Genomic DNA, 19,422 nt, shown 5'->3' with positions numbered 1-19,422 from the left:
CAACAAAAAAACCCTCAACATGAGTCTCGTACAATATAAGAAATTACTGAAAACAAATTGTTTAACTTACTGATTATCTTTATATAATATAAAATTATTATTTTCGTCAACTATTATTTTATTAATATAGTCAATAAAGTTATTTGTATGTTGTTTACAAATTGTAAAAAATTCGGGTTTGTTATTTTATGCGGAACTCTGCTTTTTTCTTTCTATTTACACACACAAAGCAGATCTCCCATTTCACAAGACTCTATTATTTCATCTAAGCAATTTGCCTTTAAAACGCTAACAATTAATGATGGTTTATCACAAAATAGTGTCATCAGTATTGCCCAAGACAGTATTGGACACTTGTGGTTGGCAACCCAAGATGGTTTGAATAAATACGATGGTAGGCACTTTACGTATTACGACAAACAATTTGAAGATATTACAAGAAGTACTTTTAGTAAGCTTGGGAAAATATACATTGATAAACAAAACCGACTGTGGATAATAACTCATTCTGGAAAATTAGAATTATATCAACCAAAAACAGATGATTTTAAACATATTAAATTACCTCATAGTATAAGTACTGTTTTTCAAGACAAAGTATTAAATATGTATTTGGGTACGTATGACCATGGCTTACTAAAAATAGATGCTAAAACAAAAGACACAGTACAAATTTTTAAAGACACTGATATAAATAAAACTGTTTACGATTATATTGAAGTTAATAATGATTTAATCATAGCTACATCGGGTGCTGTTTATAAATATCAAAACCATTCATACATTGAAATAACTGTTTCAGAATCTAACAATCCTAATTTTAGTTCATTAGAAGAAGACTCTAAGGGCACCATTTGGTTAGGTACTTTTGGCGAAGGCCTATTTCTAAAACCTTTAAATCAAGATTTTTTTATAAAATTTCATCACAAAGATTTACCCCCAGACCTAAATATAGAAGACATTTTAGTTGATAAAAAAGATAGAGTTTGGATAGCTACCTATGGAAATGGAGTCTATTTAATAGATTTAAGAAGAAATGTGGTAAACAACTTTACTGCCAATAAAACCAATCCATTTGCTATACACTATAATGATATGCTCTGTATATATCAGGATGCTACAGGCATTATTTGGTTTGGATCTGATGGCACAGGTGCCAGTTATTATGACGAGCATTTGATAAAATTTAATATACTTACAAATAACCAAGTTCCTAAAAATGTAAATGTAGATATGGTACGAAGTATCACTACAGACAACTTATCAAACCTTTGGATAGGTACTTCAGGTAAAGGTTTAACATATTTTGATGTAAAATTAAATACATATAAAACTTTTACTACAAACAATTCATCAATAGCTAGTAACCGTGTAATTAGTTTAAACTTTAACAACAATGTGTTATGGATTGGACATCAAGGATATGGACTAAATAGTTTAGATGCTTCGGGAAATTACAAATTTTACCCAGAACTTTCCAAATACACTATATGGCAGATTGTTGAAGCCTCTGAAAATCAATTATGGTTGTGTACAGAACGCAATGGAATTTTATTATTTGACAAAAATCAAGGTATCGTTAAGAAATACAACAGTAACAATTCAAATCTTAAAGGTAACAATGTTCGAGTTTTAATAACTGGTAACGATAATACATTATGGATAGGAACTGATAATGATGGAGTTTTTAAATTAGATAAACACACCAATAAAATTTCTAAAATAGATAACCTAGCTGATAAAATAAAAACACTTTATTTTTCAAATAACATACTTTGGGTTGGTACCAATGGTTCTGGTCTCAAGACTTACAATATAAAAAACAAAAAGATCAAAACATACACAACAAAAGATGGGCTACCAAACGACGTTGTTTATAGTATTCTACCTGACAACCATGGTAGTTTATGGCTAAGTACCAATAATGGAATTTGCAGATTCGATCCACAAAACCCAGATAATAATTTTGAAAATTTTACTGTTTATGACGGTTTACAAAGCACGGAATTCAATACCGGTGCCTATTTTAAAGATCAACGATCCGGAATCTTATATTTTGGAGGCTTAGAAGGTGTTAATTGGTTTAGTCCTGAACAATTAACCTACAATACAACAAAACCAAAAACGATTATTTCTAAATTTGAAATCTTCTCGAAAGAACGGCCTTTAATCAACAATGCTAACTTTAAAAGTGATGAAAACACAATGACCTTTACGTTTTCAAGCCTACATTTTTCACAACCAAACCGAAACTTATTTAAATATAAATTAGAAAACCATGATAAAGATTGGATAAATTCTAATAATCATGACGTAGCTCACTACACCAATTTACCCCCTAACAACTATATATTTAAAGTGATATCTTGTAGTTATGATGGTGTGTGGAATGAAACACCTGCAACCTATACCTTTACCATCAAACAACCTTGGTATTTTAGTACTTTGGCCATTATTATATACATCCTTTTATTTATCATAGTATCCTTTGCCATTTACTATTACCTAAAATGGCGTTGGCACATGAAAATGCAACTTCAGTTTAAAAACGAAGAAACCAAACGTTTAAAAAAACTTAATAAATTTAAAACAAGATTATATACAAATTTATCTCATGAATTTCGTACACCACTTACATTAATTACAGGTCCTATTGAAAATCAGCTACAAAAAACGAATCTTTCTAATGAAGATAGAAAAGAATTAACACTTGTTCAGCGTAATTCGCACCGCCTTCTTAACCTTGTAAATCAATTGTTAGATTTAGCAAAACTTGAATCTGGAAATTTAACCTTATCAGTTAGCAAAGGCAATTTAGTGGTATTATTAAAACAATTAGTTATAGCTTTTGAATTTAAAGCAAAAGAAAAGAAAATAGATTATTCGTATAATATACAAACAATTGATGATGCTTGGTTTGACCCTGATATTATCGAAAAAATTGTATCAAACCTATTAAGCAATGCTATAAAATATACTCCAGAAAAAGGCAAAATCTATTTTGAATCTACAATACAAAATGGTCAATTAATTGTTTCTATTATTAATAATGGAAACACAATACCTGATTCTGAAATCAGTAAATTATTTCAGCGTTATTACCAAACAAATAAAACAACTGATGGTGTTGGAATTGGTCTTTCTTTAGTTAAGGAACTGTGTATTTTATCGCATGGTAATATTGTTGCACATACCATGAATAATGATGAAATACAGTTCACAATCACCCTCCCAATTGAACGTTCTTTTTATAGTACTTCTGAAATAACAGACAATGCCTTAACAACACATACTATACATTCCCCTATTTCTGATAAAGAAAATAGTATAGAAACTGAAATAGAAAACAACAAAGACAAACCCGTTTTGTTAATTGTAGAAGACGACGACGATATTCGAGATTATGTAATCACTATTTTTAGACACAACTATACTATTAAAGAAGCTGTTAATGGTGAGCAAGGAATTAAAAGTGCCATAAAGCACATTCCAGACATTATAATTAGTGATGTTATGATGCCCAAAGTTAACGGTGTTGAGTTATGTAATACCTTAAAGCATGATCAACGCACTAGCCACATTCCTATCATATTATTAACAGCTAAAAGTGGTGATAAAAATGAAATAAAAGGACTTAAAACGGGTGCAGACGATTATATACTAAAACCTTTTAACAGCAAAAAACTTAAAATTAGAGTAAAAAAACTTATTGAATTAAGACAACAATTACAAAAATTATATAGTAATACTTTTGAACTTAACGATTTGATTTCCACTTCTGCCGATCAAGTATTCTTCCAAAATTTAAAAGATGTTCTGGACAAAAACATTATAAATCCAGAATTTAATGCTCAAAATTTAAGTAACGCCATGCTTATGAGCAGAATGCAATTGCATAGAAAACTAAAAGCATTAACAAATTTAAGTACTACAGAATTTATTAGAGCTGAACGTTTAAAGCTAGCTAAAACACTTTTAGAACAAAACAATAGTACCATCTCCGAAATTGCCTACCAAGTAGGCTTCAATACGCCTTCTTATTTTATTAAATGTTTTAAAGAAGCTTATAATTGTACCCCTTCAGGATACGCTTCAAAGTAGCAGTATAACTTACATGTTACAATTGTTCTATACTTTGTTACATATGTAGAATTACACGCTCTTATTTGAAACTAATTTTACTTCAGCAGTAACTCCTATTTAATAGTTCTGTTCCTTTTATATGCTTAAAACAAGGTATAATGGTTGAAACTAATGATATAAAAAAAGAGGATGATCAAAATATCTATGTAAGTATTGATCATTTAAAAAGCGGCCAGTATGTATTTAATATTACGTTAGATAATAAAGTTGTGAAATCATTCAGATTAAAAAAATAAAAGACGCTATTAATCAGTGAAAAGGGGAATAATGAAGATGTAATCATTGAATTTATTCCCTTTTTAAAAATCAAGTCAAAATTAACTATTAAAAAATTAAAATTATGAAAACTACTTTTAGAATCCTTACAGTTATTGCAACATTAGCCTTTTTCACAAATTGCTCTGATAGTAGTGATGACGGTGGTGGTGAGCAAAATGGATCTTGTTTTCAATCGCTTCTTAGTGTAACGGAAGATTACTCTAACATCTTACAAGCCTATCAACTAAACCCTAACGAAACTAATTGTAATAGTTTGAAACAAGCGTCCATTCAATTAATAAATGCGTATGGTAACTGTGAAGAATATTTACAAGATATTGGAAATGCAGAATTAGAAGCCGCTGCCCAAGCATGGAAGGACATAGATTGTTCGCAAAACTAAAACATAGTCTTTATAAAAAATGCAACAAATAAATTCATATACTTAAAATGAAACCAAAAGTAATTATAACAACTTTTTTTATTTTATGCATTACTTATTCAGTACAAGCTCAGTTTTTAAAAAAACTAAAGCAAAAAGCTGAAGAAGCTGCAGAACGTACCATTCTCAGAAAAACAGATGAAGTTGTTAGCAAAAAAACAGAAAAAACTATTGATGATGTTACTACTCCTAATAACAAAAATAGCAATGATGAAATAACAACAACTTCAAACAGTCAAATTACCTCAAGTAATTCCGCATTAAACAAAAACACAGAACTAAAAAAAAGTTTTTACAAAGAAGATGCTGTTGTAAAATTGCATGAAAATGGGAAATTGACACAAACACAATACTTTGATGCTAATGAAATTGCTGTGAGATTAGAAAATGATTTGCCTGAACCAGGGTTTATAGATAGCGAAGGTTTTATTTATGGATTTAAAGATGGTGAATACACCAAATCTTCTATTGTTGCATTGCAAAGTCAAGGTTTAATGGTACCAACTATGATGTTGGACGCTTATAAATTACCTCCAGAACCATTCATGGCTCAATTACAAAAACAATCTGATTTAGGAGTTACGGCAAACCCATTTAACGGTATTGTTGAATTTGCTTTCATTTATAAACCTGACGATTTTAGATACGAAGATTTTGCTGAATCAAAGCAAACACTAAATGGTAAAACCTATACTAAATTCAATTATTTAAACGAGCCTGGCTATGAAGGTAGTTATGTTTTATTCGATAATAAAGATAGACTCGTTGAGGTTTTTACTAAAATAGGGGAATCCAAACAAAACTTTGAAATAGGCGAAATGCCACGGCAAAAAGGGGAAAGCTTAATGATTTATGATTATAAGCCCGTGGAAGTTACATTACCCCCCGCACGCGAAGTACGCATGCAAGGCCAAGGTCTCATGGAAGCGGTTATGGGCGGTGTTGTTAAAGGGGGCAATCAACCCAAAGGTGACATCGACGAGGATGACTATGACACAAGTAACTCTAAAGGACAGGTAAAATCAGTTAAATCTGCATTAAAAAATCATAAAATACAACCGAGTGATTTGCCAAATTCTTATGACTTTGACTGGAAATTAGAAACTGAACTGGTCTTGAATACCAAACGAAATGAGGTTATGAATTTAACTTTTTTAATTAAAGATGGCGCCCAGTACCAAGCCACAAAAATGAATAGCGAAACAACTAAAAAGATGGGGGAAACCATTATGCTTTTTGACAATAACCTTAACACCTCTTTAATGCTTATTGATGCTCAAGGCAACAAATTTATGCAAATATACCCGATCCCCGATGCTGGAAAGACTGAAGAAAACATTAATACATATGAAATTTCTGATTTACCTTCTAAAACTATTATTGGTTATCAATGCCACGGACTTCAACTTGAAGACGATAGGTATCTAATGAAAATATATCATACTACAGAAGCAGAAATCACACTAACTAATTTTCTGAATTTTAGCGGTCAAAATAAAATGAATTTACCAGATATTGATTCTAGAATTATAAAACAATTCTCAAACGGATTAATAATGGAAATGGATATTATAGATAAAAAGAAGCCTAAAAACAATGTTAATGTCATAGCTAAATCATTGAATAAAACAACAACTTCTATAAAACCTAATCAATATAAAAGTATGAACTTATTTTCAGGTGCTGGTATGATGAACGGTAATTAAACTATAAGAAAAATATTAATACAGCTTTTATTTTCTTCATACTATTTATTCTTGATCATTGTTGTTTGCTGTTTTTAAATGAAATACAGACAACAACAATAAGGCCATGATAGCTGTAAAATAATTAAAAAAGTAAAACAACTATTTAATTAATAAATCTTTAAACCAAAAACAATGAAAAAATTTAATTACACACTAACAATCGCATTAATCGCTATGTTTTCTATAAATGTATCTGCTCAAACCGAAACCAAGTTAGGTGGTTTTTTGGCCTATGGAACCGAAATCGAAAATTTAGGTATAGGAGTTAATGCTGAGTTCCCAATAGCAGACAATTTTACAATTTCACCTGCATTAATTTATTATTTACCAAAAGACGAAAGTGGTATTAATATTAGCTGGTTTGAAGTGAATGCTAACGCCAATTACTACTTTTTAGCTGAAGATAATATAGATGTTTACGGTATTGCTGGTCTTAACTACTCTAGCGTAAAAGTAGATTACGACGATGCTTTTGGCGGCTTTGGAGGTAGTTACTCTGCTAGTGATGGTCGTATAGGGCTTAACATTGGTGGCGGTGCAAATTTTAATCTTAGCGGAAACATTACACCGTTTGCAGAATTAAAATATGTGGTTATTGATGGCGGACAACTTGTTATTGCCGGAGGGGTTAAGTTTAATATTTAAGTGTAATCACCAAATTATCAAGCTATAAAAAACAATATATTTTCTGTGTTGATAATTTATAATCTATTACCGCTCATAATTTTAATTTTTACTCCTTAAAAGTTCTATGTGAGCGGTATCTCACTTAGTCAGATGTAATAGGATAATAACAGCAATCTATGTGTAAAGAACAACATTCTTGTATTCCCAAAATTTAGATATGTTGTCTGGTAAGAAAAACTAATACATACTCCAAATCACCCTATAACCTACACTATAATAAATTAATTCATATGAATACTTATACTTTCTATAAATTCAAATCATTTGCTTTATTATTTATTTTATTCATTCCGTGTTTAGGTTTTTCACAAGTGCCAACAACACCCTCTTCTAACTTCTCGGTAATAGAAACAGATGGCAATAGAATAAGAATAAATTTTACCCCAGGAGACGGAGAAAGACGAATTATAATCGCTAAAGCAGAATCGGTTGTTAATTCCGTACCTTCTGATGGTACTGATTATAATGCTAATGCTTTTGGTCAAGGAAATGAAATTGCTCCTGGCGAATTTGTTGTCTATGATGGAACAGGGTATTCCTATCTCTACATTGATGGTTTATCACCAAATACCACCTATTATTTTAAAATTTTTGAATATAATGGTACTGATTTTTCTACTGAATATCTAACAAGTACATACTTAGAAGCAAATGCTACAACTTTAACACCACCCACAATTCAAGCTAGCAATATTGAATTTAGTAATATTATTGGTACAAGTATGACTGTTAGCTGGACACGAGGAAATGGACAAGGAACTATACTTATTGCTAAAGAAGGAAGTCCGGTAGATATAGAACCCGAAAATGGTACGAATTATTATAGTCATAGCAGTTTTGGAAATAGTTCTGCACAAATAGGTACTGGCAACTTTGTTTTATATGAAGGATCTGGAACTAATGATTATGTGTACAATCTTAAACCCAATACCACCTACTACTTTTCTTTATTTGAATATAACGGAAATAATGGAAGGTTATACCTTAACTCTAATTCTGCGGTTTCTACTCCTGGTGCTACTGCAAGCCAAATAACCACAGCTCACCCCACACTAAATACAACTTCTATGAGTTTTAGTGATATAGATGGAAACCGATTTTATCGAAATATTTCTTCTTCTTGGTATGGAAATGGAATAAACAGACTTATTATTGCTAAAGCGGGGAGCCCTGTTACTGCTGTGCCCGTTGATGGCACTTCTTACACACCTAACACAACCTTTGGTAATGGGGAAGAAATTGCTCCTGGAGAATTTGTTATGCACAGTGGTACCAATGGGGCTTCTTGGGTTTATGGTCTGCAACCTAATACAACTTATTATTTCAAAGTTTTTGAATACAATGGCACTGGTAATGATACTTTTTATTTAGTAGGAAACGATACCAATGGCAATCCGCCTTACGAAAACAGTCAAACAACTTTATCTACTCCTACTGTTCAAGCTAACAATGCATTTATTAGTAGTCGAAGCACAACAAGTATTAATATTTCATGGACAAAAGGAAATGGTTCTAATAGACTTTTAATAGGTAGACAAGATGGCCCTGTTTCTTTTGAACCTGAAGATCTAACTAATTATAACGCAAATTCATCAGGATTTTATAATACCAATTACAACATTAATGATTCGGGAAATTATGTTTTATATGCAGGCACAGGAACAAATGTTAATATTACAAATTTATTAGCTGGTGAAAATTATCATTTTGCCTTATATGAATTTAATGGAAACCACTCTAAATTATATCTAAAACCAGGATATCATTTTGCTCTTGAAACTTTTGGTGAACGTCCTACAATACAGGTATCAAATGCTCAATTTACCAATGTTGATTTCAACTCATTTGATATAAACTTTACTTCAGGAAATGGCACTAGACGCTTAGTCATTGCCAACGAAGGCGCTCCTGTTAGCATAGCTCCTTCAGATTTTGTTACTTACAATGCTAATTCTATTTTTGGAAATGGTGAAGATTTAGGTAATGGAAATTATGTGGTATTTAATGGTTTTGAAAACAATTTCACTCTCACTGGTTTAAAGCCATCAACCACATACAACTTCGCTTTTTATGAATATGCCATTAATGAAAATGGCGAATTATATATGGCTCCTGCCTATAGAGTGGCACAAAGTACCAAGTTAAATTATGACGCTGGTATATCAGCTATTTTAACACCTAATTCGGACTGTGATTTAAATACAAATGAAAATATTGAGGTTGAAATAACTAATTTTGGAACTACAACAATTACCAATCTTAATGTAGCTTATAGTATTAATGGAGCAGCTCCTATTATTGAAACTATTAATAATTTAAATCTCCTTAGTGAAAATAAAACAACTTATACATTTTCACAAACAGCAGATTTTTCTTCCGAAACAACCTACTCGATAAGTGCTTACACCATAATTGATGATGATATTGATAGTTCGAACGATAGTATTTCAAAAAACACAACCCATTTTAGCAATCCAGAAACATCTGTATCACCTAATATAGCCATTTGCGAAGGTGAAACAGTAACACTAACTGCAACTGGAGGAAACACATATATTTGGAATACTGGTGCTACAACTTCTGAAATAAGTGTTAATCCAAGTGAAGCCACTACTTATTCCGTAGAAATAACAGATACAAACGGATGTAATAATATAGAAGAAGTAATTGTAACTATAAAGTCAGTTCCAAACCCCATATTAAATTTACCGTTTAATACTATAAATATTTTAGACGCCTCTATTACCTTAGATATGGGAGAACCAGCTGGAGGATTGTACTATTTTAATACAGATCTTGACACCCCAATTACAAATATAAGCCCTTCAGAATTATTACCAGGAACTTATACGATAATCTATAAATATGAAGAAAATGGTTGTACTAAGGAAGCAGAAGACAGTTTTAATGTTTTAGAAACTACAACTACTCCAGTAATCGCCCCAGAATTAGATGCTATATGTACAAACACATCAAACTTTGAGTTACCAGAAGGAAGTCCATCTGGTGGCACATGGTCTGGTGAATATGTAGAAAATAATATATTTTTAGTTTCTGATGCTCTACCAAATACATATACACTTACTTATACAGCTTTTAATGGTATTGAGCTTGTTTCAGATTCTACAAGTATCGAAGTTATTGAACAGTTATCTACGCAAAAAAATATTACTATATGCAAAAATGAGTCTTATATATTTGGAGGACAGACATACACCGAATCTGGGATCTACACATTCACTGATTCAAGCAACGAATGCGGCACTCAACATACTCTTAATCTTACTGTTTTAGACCCTGGTTCCGAACCTGTAATTCAATCCTCGCAAGGAAACACTATATGCCAAGGAAATATAACCACATTGAGTACTCAATATAACACGCCAGTTAAATGGCGAAGAATATATGACAACGAGTTCTATGATTTAGGGAATGCTACAGAAATTACTACAGATTTGCCCGGTAATTATATTGCAACTGTGTCTAATGTACAAGGTTGTGAAGTTGCATCAATACCTTTTCAATTAGAAACCGAATTACACCCCAAAATTAGTACTTCTTCGGTAACCACTCTTTGTTTAGGTCAAGCCATAACACTGGATATACATAACGCTGACGAACTACTATGGTCAACTGGTTTAACTTCCAATTCTATAACCGTAGCTCCAAGCGTAGACACAGAATATAAGGTAGAAGGTACGTTTAATAATGGTTGTGAGTTTTCAGATAGTATAGTTGTTAAAGTAATTCCTGCTTCTGCACCAATTTCAGTAAGTAATATGCTACCTGCTAATCAATCTGTGAACATAAATCAGCCCATAAGGTTATCTTGGAGCCCAGGCGACTTTACCGTTTTATATGACCTCTTTCTATGGCCAACTGATGCACCTAAACCTTTAGAGCCTTTAGTTTCAGATCTAAACCAATTAGAGTATAATATTAGAAATTTGAATATAAACACGGAATATTCATGGCAAATTATTTCTAAAAACTCTTGTTTTTCAACGGAAGGTCCTATTCAAAACTTTACCGCTGCTGGAATACCCGACATTACCATTAACAACCCTGACTTTCCTTCAGAAGCTATATCAGGAAATACCATAACAGTATCATGGGAAGTTAATAATATTGGAACCGGCAATACCAATAACACTAAATGGAAGGATAGGATTTGGTTATCTCCCGATTTAGATTTAAGAGCTGGGGATGATATTATGCTTGGAGAATTCGACAATATTAGTGCCTTACTACCTGGAGAATCTTACTCTAATTCACAACAAGTGTCTATTCCTCTTGGTATAACAGGCAATTATTATGTATTCATCATTACAGATAATAAAGATGCCTATTGTAGATTAGAAAATGGCGTTTGTGTGTCAGAACAAAGAGGAGACCATGGAGACTCGTTAAGTGAATCTAACGAGTTGAACAATTTTGTAAATCAACAATTATTTATAGATTTTCCTCCTACTCCAGATTTAGATTTACTTAGTGTGGGTGCTCCAATAAGTGCTTTTTCAGGTGATGAAATTGCCATTCAATACGTTGTTGAAAATGTAGGTGAAAAAGATGCTATTGGTGGCTATTGGAGGAGAGCTCCTTATGTATCATCTAACACCTCGTTAAGCAGCTCAACCTCTTCTGGTAGAAGTAGAAATGGTGGTGGGTATTCAGGATCATCTATTGTTTCTTATACCAGTATCCCTTTGGATCCATTAATAGGACCGTGTAAATTTGAAAGGTATTGGATAGATGCTGTATTTATATCAAAAGAACCAACTTTTTCTTTTGCAACTTCAACCAAGGTTAATGATTCTTTAGTGTCATTAGGAAAAAATGGTGGTGATTGTGTCATTGAAGATTTTGTTAGAGTCAATGAAACCTATAATAAAATACAGAATATTAAACTTCCAGAAAATATTTTTGGTGAGTATTATTTTTATATCATTAGTAACTATACTGGAATGTACGAATCTAGCTATGGAAATAACATCATGAGAAGTGAACCCATAAATATTATATTGAGACCACCTTCTGATCTTTCTGTAACATCTATTAATATTCCTACTGATGCCATAGCAAATCAAAACTTAAATATGTCATGGACTGTAGAAAATTTTGGGAATAACCCTCCATTGGTCAATAAATGGAAAGATGAAGTCTATATTTCTCAAGATCCTACATTTGATGAAAATAATGCTATTTCACTCGGCACCAATACTTTTAGTCAAAATGCTAAAACTTATTTGGCTGGAAAAAGTATAACCAATCCGTTAGAAAATGGCCAAACATATACTGTAAATACTACTGATTTTAATTTTAAAATTCCTGAACGTATTGAAGGGGACTATTATGTTTATGTCGTAACAGATTCAGATGAAAATGTATTTGAGTATGAAACCAGAAGTAACAATGTACTAAGGAGCGATGACACTATCAACATTAAATTTGATGATCGAGCAGATCTCGCCCCTGTGTCTTTAGAATACCCTCAAAACATAACAAGAGGTGAACCTTTTACATTAAATTATAGGATTCACAATGGTGGAGTTGCAGATGCCAAACCTTTTTCTACCTCGTTTTACTGGTCAACATCCCCTAATTGGATACCTTCAGAAATGATCCCTCTATCTACTCAAAATTTTTCTAATACAATTTTAGGAGGTACCACCTTAGATAAATCGGTAACATTGCAAATACCTTTAAAAACTCCAGATGACATTTATATACATCTTTATGTAGACAATTACGATAAAGTATTTGAAACTAATGAATTAAATAACAAAATCAGTAATTTCTCTATAAACTTAGCCTCACCTATACTATCAAACCCAATAGCTGAAGAACCAAAAAACATAGATATTGCGGTTAATAGCCTTCAAGTTTCTGCGGAAGTTGATGCTGGCTCAGATACATTAATACAATGGGATGTAGTTAATAGTGGCAGCGACAATCTAAGTTATAGTTTTCAAACAAGACTTTATCTAAGTTTTGATGAAACTTTAAGCTCTGATGATTTTTATTTAGAACAATTAAGTACAAACGGTTTAAAGGCAGGAGAAACGAAACAAACAATTAAAACCGTTAAAATTCCTAATGGAATTTCAGGTACATATCATATCATAGTATTTGCTGATTTCAATGATACAGTTTCAGAGGATACTAATAAAATTAACAATAAATCTCTAAAAACAATTGAAGTTATTGAGGTACCTAATGCAGACTTAATTGTGTCAAACCTCACGGTTCCTTCAACTATTATTAAAGGACAGAAATTTAATATTGAATATACTATTACTAATCAAGGTGTTGGACCAACAAGGTCTCATTGGGTTGATGCGTTCTATTTGGGTTCAATGCCTAATATTTCCAATAAGCCTAACGAAGTTGCCCATAAAATTCAAGATATTATTTTACAACCTGGAGAAAGTACAACAAACAGTGTCGAGATAAATGCCCCGAATACCTTAACTGGAAATTACTATTTATTAGCCAATACTGATAAATTTAATAGCATATATGAAGGAGTATTTGGAGATGAAAATAATGTTGCACATAAGATAACTGAAATATTAATTCCAGAACCTTCAGATTTAAGTATTTCAAATCTCATAGTTCCTTCTGAAGGACTATTAGGAGATGATTTAGATACCCAATTTACAATAAGTAATATAGGTACTAATCCAGCTATCGGTGAAATCGGAAATACACTTTTTGTAAATCAAGATACTAACATCTTTAGTGATTTAGCTTCTTTATTAGCATCAAATAATTTACAAATTGAATTACAGCCAGGCGAATCACAAACAGTAAACTTAAATAGCCCCATAAGAGGTGTTTTACCTGGAAGCTATTTTGGTATTGGAAAAACAAATGTATTCAATACTTTAAACGAAAGTAATTACGACAATAATGTTGGTATTAGTGAAACTACAATGGACCTAGAAGTTAGGGAATTAACCATAGACACACCTTCCTATTCTCCATTTAAGAAAAATGGCTGGCTATACTATAAAGTACTTGTAGAGGATGGAAAAGACTTAATTATTGATTTAGACTCTAACATTTTTACTGGAGTAAATTACATGTATGTCTCTCATGAGGAAATCCCTACCCCAAATGAATTCGAATTTAAACAGATTTATACCAATAGTCCAGATCAACGTGTTTTAGTACCAAATACACAAGCAGGTTATTATTATATTTTAATCAATACTGACTATAGCACAAATCAAAATATTGAGATTTTAGCTCGTGTTTTAGATTTTAGTATTTTAAGTATTTCACCTAATGCGGTTGGAGATGACCTTGTAAGTACATCTATTACAGGAGCCGGTTTTCGTGATGGTATGACTGCAACACTCATGAAAAATGGAGTTGAAGTTCTTAATGCTTTAAGTATTACTTTATCTAATAGTATGGAAGCCACTATAAACTGGGATTTAAATGATGTTACATTAGATACTTATGATTTGAAATTAACCAACCCTAATGCATCAACAGTAACATTAAATCAGGCCTTAACTGTTGAAACAAGTTCTACCTACGCAGCATTAGTTTACGATATAATAGCACCAGATGCTTTAAGGGCTGGCAAAAGTGCTATGTTTGAGTTTATAATTACAAATGAAGGAAATATAGATATACCAGCTGTATTAGCAGAACTTACCATATTAGATAATGTAAACATCATTGATATACAAAGCGAAGGAAAATTAAAGAAAAATTCATCAATTGATATTTATGGTAGGCTTCAAAATGAGAAGGACTACGTAACAAGCAACGGATATCATAACGTTCCTTTTTTAGCTAGAGATTTAAAAGCTGGAGAGTCCACTTCTATAACGCTAAACATAGCTGATTTTAAACCAAATACTTTTCCTATAAAAGCCACAGTTATCGCATCAAACCCTAATGGACTGGTATTTAGTTTAGTAGATAAAATTGAAACAGCAAGATTAATTGCTTTAGACAATCCAGACGCTTTTTATGAAGATAGAGAAACAGTTCGCGATAGAGTAGCTTTTACTAAAGCTATGTTAGGCAACTATATTGATTATGGGTATTTAAAACAAACTGATACTATAGGAATAACATTTCCTTGTACGGATTGTAATAATATATCATTAGAAGAAAACGTATATAGTCCAGGAAATAATAAACCTGGAGAAATTTTAGCCAGCAATGCTATTTTTTCTAAAGGAGGTCAATACCAATGGGATATCAATAAATATTCGGGCGAATCTGGAGGGCCTTTGGGTTATGATGCCATAACACTAACTGGTGAACTAAACATACAATCAACAACAGAAAACCCTTTTAGAGTACGTATGAGAAGTTTAGATTATAGCAACTCACCCACATATTTAGCCGGTTGGTATCCTGCGGTAGATAAATGTTGGGTAATATTAACAGCTGCAAAAGGCATTAAGAATTTTGATTCCAATAAATTTATTTTAGATACATCTGCATTTGAAGCTTACAATTTCATGTATGGAGGAAGTTTTAGTTTAGAAAAAATTAACGATTTCCAACTGGCTATTTGCTTTACGGCCTATAAACCAGGCATTGGTGAACCTGGTGTACCTGGTGCACCTGGGGGTATCGGTGAAAGAGGATCTCCTGGTGGTCCTGGTGGTCCTGGTGGTCCAAACATACCTGAAGGGCCTGGAGGGCCAGGTGGACCAGGAGGGCCTGGAAATGGGCCTACTCCTCCAGGTCCCCCTGGACCAAATGGTCCTGATGGCTGTCCTTATGGTGAGACTTGTGATGATTGTCCAGAGCCTTCTTGTAACCCTCAACCAGGGTGCCCATTAAAAGGGGATTGTGAAAATGATCCAGACCCTGATTGTCCAAGTGGAGACTGTAATGACGACCCAGAACCAGATTGTCCTTCTGGAAATTGTGACCCAAAACCTGTGGATTGTAGTTCAGGTAGCGTAAGTGGAACTCCTCCAGGAACACCTTGTCCTGAGCCACCACCTGGAAGCGACCCACCTTCACCAAATGACCCAGATAACCCACCTAGTCCTGATGATCCCCCAACACCCCCAAGTGATGGATGTGGTGGGGGGGGCTCTGACTCCATACTTTGTAGTCAAGCACTAGGAACTGGCGTAGGTTGTGCACTATCTGTTGTGGGTTGCGGTGTTGGTATAGGCCTCTGCGCTACTGTAGTTGGATGCGGATTAGGTATAGCATCATGCTCGTTTGGTATAGCTTCTTGTGCCATATCACTATATGATTTAGCATTACCAGACAACCCTACAGCTGACGATAACGGAGCTTTAGCAACCTGCTTTGCTGGTGGTGCTATAGATCTTTATGGTGGTGGTTCTGGTGCTCTCATTGGTGCAGCAGGTATGGCCATTTGTGGCGGTCAAAGTTATTTTTGCAAACCTGTTGTTGCCTCCTGCGATCCAAATGAAATTATTGGTCCAAAAGGATTTGGACCAGAAAAATTTGTTTCTAAAGATGATAATTTAATCTATACTATAAACTTTGAAAACGATCCAGATTTTGCAACCGCTCCAGCACAACGCGTCATTATACGTCAATCTATATTTGAAAATTTTAACCCTTCTAGCTTTAGGTTGAATGGTTTTGGATTTGGTAAACATACCTTTAATGTCCCTGAAGGTTTATCAAACTATTCTAAAAGATTACCCCTTGCTGATGAAATAGGTATTGATTTAGTTGTTTCTTTTGGAATAGATGTTGTAAACTCAGAGCTTATATGGGTATTCCAATCTATAGATCCTGAAACAGGACTTGCTCCTGCAAATGCATTACAAGGCTTTTTACCTGTTAATGATGAAAATGGAATAGGTGAAGGCTTTGTTTCATATACTATAAAAGCGGCATCTGAAACAACTACAGGAGATGATTTAAAAGCAAAAGCAAATATCTTTTTTGATGATAATGCCCCTATACCTACTAACGAAAGCATTAATACAATAGATGCATTATCGCCTACAATTACTGATTTAATCAATGTAGGCATAGAACAACAACTTATTCAAAAACTTAATTTAAATGCCGAAGATGATTCTAATGGCAGTGGCATAAAATCATATGACATTTATGTCTCTGAAAATGATGGTGAATATTTCCTTTATGAATCAGGTATAGAATTAGGGGCAACCTTTGTTTTCGAAGGACAATCTGACACAAAATACTGCTTGGCTCCCGTTGTTATTGATAATGTCAATAATAAAAGCGAAATAAATTCAGAAAACACTATATGTTTTACAACTCCTATAGAAAATGATGTAACAGTCAATTACTATAATTTAACAATAGAGAAATTAGGAAACGGATTTATAGAAACAGTTCCTAAAACCAGTTATTATGAAAATAATACTAATGTAAATATAGAGGCTATTGCAAATGAAGGGTGGAAGTTTGAAAGATGGGAAAATGACTTATCAACTTCAAACAATCAAGAAACTATATTGATGGATACTAATAAAAATATTAAAGCTATTTTTATTGAAGAAGCCTATAAACTCACTACTAATATTGTTGGTAACGGTAATGTATCAGCAACTCCTGAAAGCACTACATACAGTTATGGTTCTAATGTTACAATAAGTGCTAACCCAGATACAGGTTGGTTTTTTGATAGATGGGAAGGTGATTTAGATAGTTATAATAATAACGAAATTATTACTATGAACAGCAATAAAACTGTTACAGCAGTATTTTCTACAGGTTTAAAATTACGAACACAAGTTATCGATGCTACATGCTCGGAATCCTTTGATGGAAAAATTGAATTAGATGTCTTAGGTGGCATGCCACCATTTAATTACCAATGGAATACCAATGCTGAAACAAAAGATTTAAGTAATATTAAAAATGGGACTTATAATGTTACTGTGACTGATGCTAATGGTTTAACAGCAAATACAACAGCTGCAGTAGGAATCGTTGATTCCATTGCTCCATCAATAAACAGTATTGAAGATCAAATTGAGCCTTTAAATACAGCATGCAAAGTCATCGTAAAAGATTATAGCTCTTTAGCTAATATTAGTGATAACTGTAATAGTTCATTAGTAATAGAACAAGAACCTACTGTTGGAACCGAAATCACAGAAACAACTTCTGTAATAATAACAGCAACAGATAGTTATAATAACATATCAACAATAACATTTAATATCATACCTGAAGATACAACACCGCCAGTTATTATTCCAATTGATAATCAAATAATAAATAAGAATGAAATGTGTACGGTATATCTACCAGATTATTCATCACTTGTTCAAGTAACCGACAATTGTTCTACTAACATTAATCTTTCACAAATACCAGCTGCAAGCACTGTTATCAATGAAAACACTGAAATAACAATAATAGCAACTGATAGACATGGCAATGAATCAACGACATCATTTATGGTTGTGTTAGAAGGTGATCCCATAGTCTATTATATTGATAACGATGGAGATGGTTTTGGTGTTGACAATGTATTAACAAACAAAACTTTATGTCAATTACCAAACGACAATTATTCCTTAGTAGCAGGTGATTGTGATGATAATGATCCTTCTAACAATCCTAATACTAACGAAGAAGATTGTGGAACATTAAACATTGATAATAATAACGTATTTGATTTTAGACTGTTTCCTAACCCAGCAAATGAAAAACTAATAGTACGTTTACAAAATACGTTGCTTGCTAATGAAACAACTTTAAGTATTTTTGACGCTTTAGGCCGAGAAATTTCAACTATTAATATTCTAAATAAAACTTTAATATCAATAGATTTAAATGAAAACTATCAAGATGGAGTATACCTTATAAAAATAACTAATGAAGGAAAAACTGAAACAAAACGTTTTGTTATTTTAAGATAAATAATTGATAATAAAATCTTGAAGAAAAAGACAGATAAATAATTTATCTGTCTTTTTGTTATAAAACTTTTAGTTCTTAAGTAATAAAATATTATAAACTCTCAAATCATATTCACTACATAAAAGTCCATTTTCATATCAGAATCAGCTAAATTAAAAGTCTTTTTAAAAATTGATAAATATTCCTATTAATCAAGGTTTATAATTAAGTAATAGTACCCAACTAACATAGCGATTTTCTTAATTAACAAAATCAAATTTAGTGAATAACTAA

At 32.4% G+C, this 19,422-nt stretch carries 6 protein-coding genes; all 6 read left to right on the top strand.

The features are described 5' to 3' along the window. Nucleotides 1-147: 147 nt before the first annotated feature. The 6 genes from APS56_RS00025 (at nt 148) to APS56_RS00005 (ending at nt 19,148) form a co-directional block, all read left to right on the top strand. Nucleotides 148-4,101, top strand: a complete 3,954-nt coding sequence (locus APS56_RS00025; protein ID WP_082379203.1) for a hybrid sensor histidine kinase/response regulator transcription factor — start codon at nt 148-150, stop codon at nt 4,099-4,101. Between the two features lie 140 nt (nt 4,102-4,241). Continuing rightward, nucleotides 4,242-4,379, top strand: coding sequence for a hypothetical protein (locus tag APS56_RS17010; protein ID WP_169786422.1), 138 nt, complete (start codon nt 4,242-4,244; stop codon nt 4,377-4,379). Between the two features lie 104 nt (nt 4,380-4,483). Further along, on the top strand, nt 4,484-4,804 hold the full coding sequence (locus APS56_RS00020; RefSeq protein ID WP_054723599.1) for a hypothetical protein: 321 nt from the start codon (nt 4,484-4,486) through the stop codon (nt 4,802-4,804). Nucleotides 4,805-4,851: 47 nt separating this feature from the next. Beyond that, nucleotides 4,852-6,549, top strand: coding sequence for a DUF4412 domain-containing protein (locus APS56_RS00015; protein ID WP_054723598.1), 1,698 nt, complete (start codon nt 4,852-4,854; stop codon nt 6,547-6,549). 174 nt (nt 6,550-6,723) lie between these two features. Continuing rightward, complete coding sequence (locus APS56_RS00010; protein WP_054723597.1) at nt 6,724-7,236, top strand: outer membrane protein; 513 nt, start codon at nt 6,724-6,726, stop codon at nt 7,234-7,236. 272 nt (nt 7,237-7,508) lie between these two features. Continuing rightward, on the top strand, nt 7,509-19,148 hold the full coding sequence (locus APS56_RS00005) for a CARDB domain-containing protein (RefSeq protein WP_054723596.1): 11,640 nt from the start codon (nt 7,509-7,511) through the stop codon (nt 19,146-19,148). The last annotated feature ends 274 nt before the right edge of the window (nt 19,149-19,422 follow it).

Source organism: Pseudalgibacter alginicilyticus, from assembly GCF_001310225.1.
Taxonomy (GTDB): Bacteria; Bacteroidota; Bacteroidia; order Flavobacteriales; family Flavobacteriaceae; genus Pseudalgibacter; species Pseudalgibacter alginicilyticus.
This window is presented reverse-complemented; position numbering and strand designations above follow the sequence as displayed.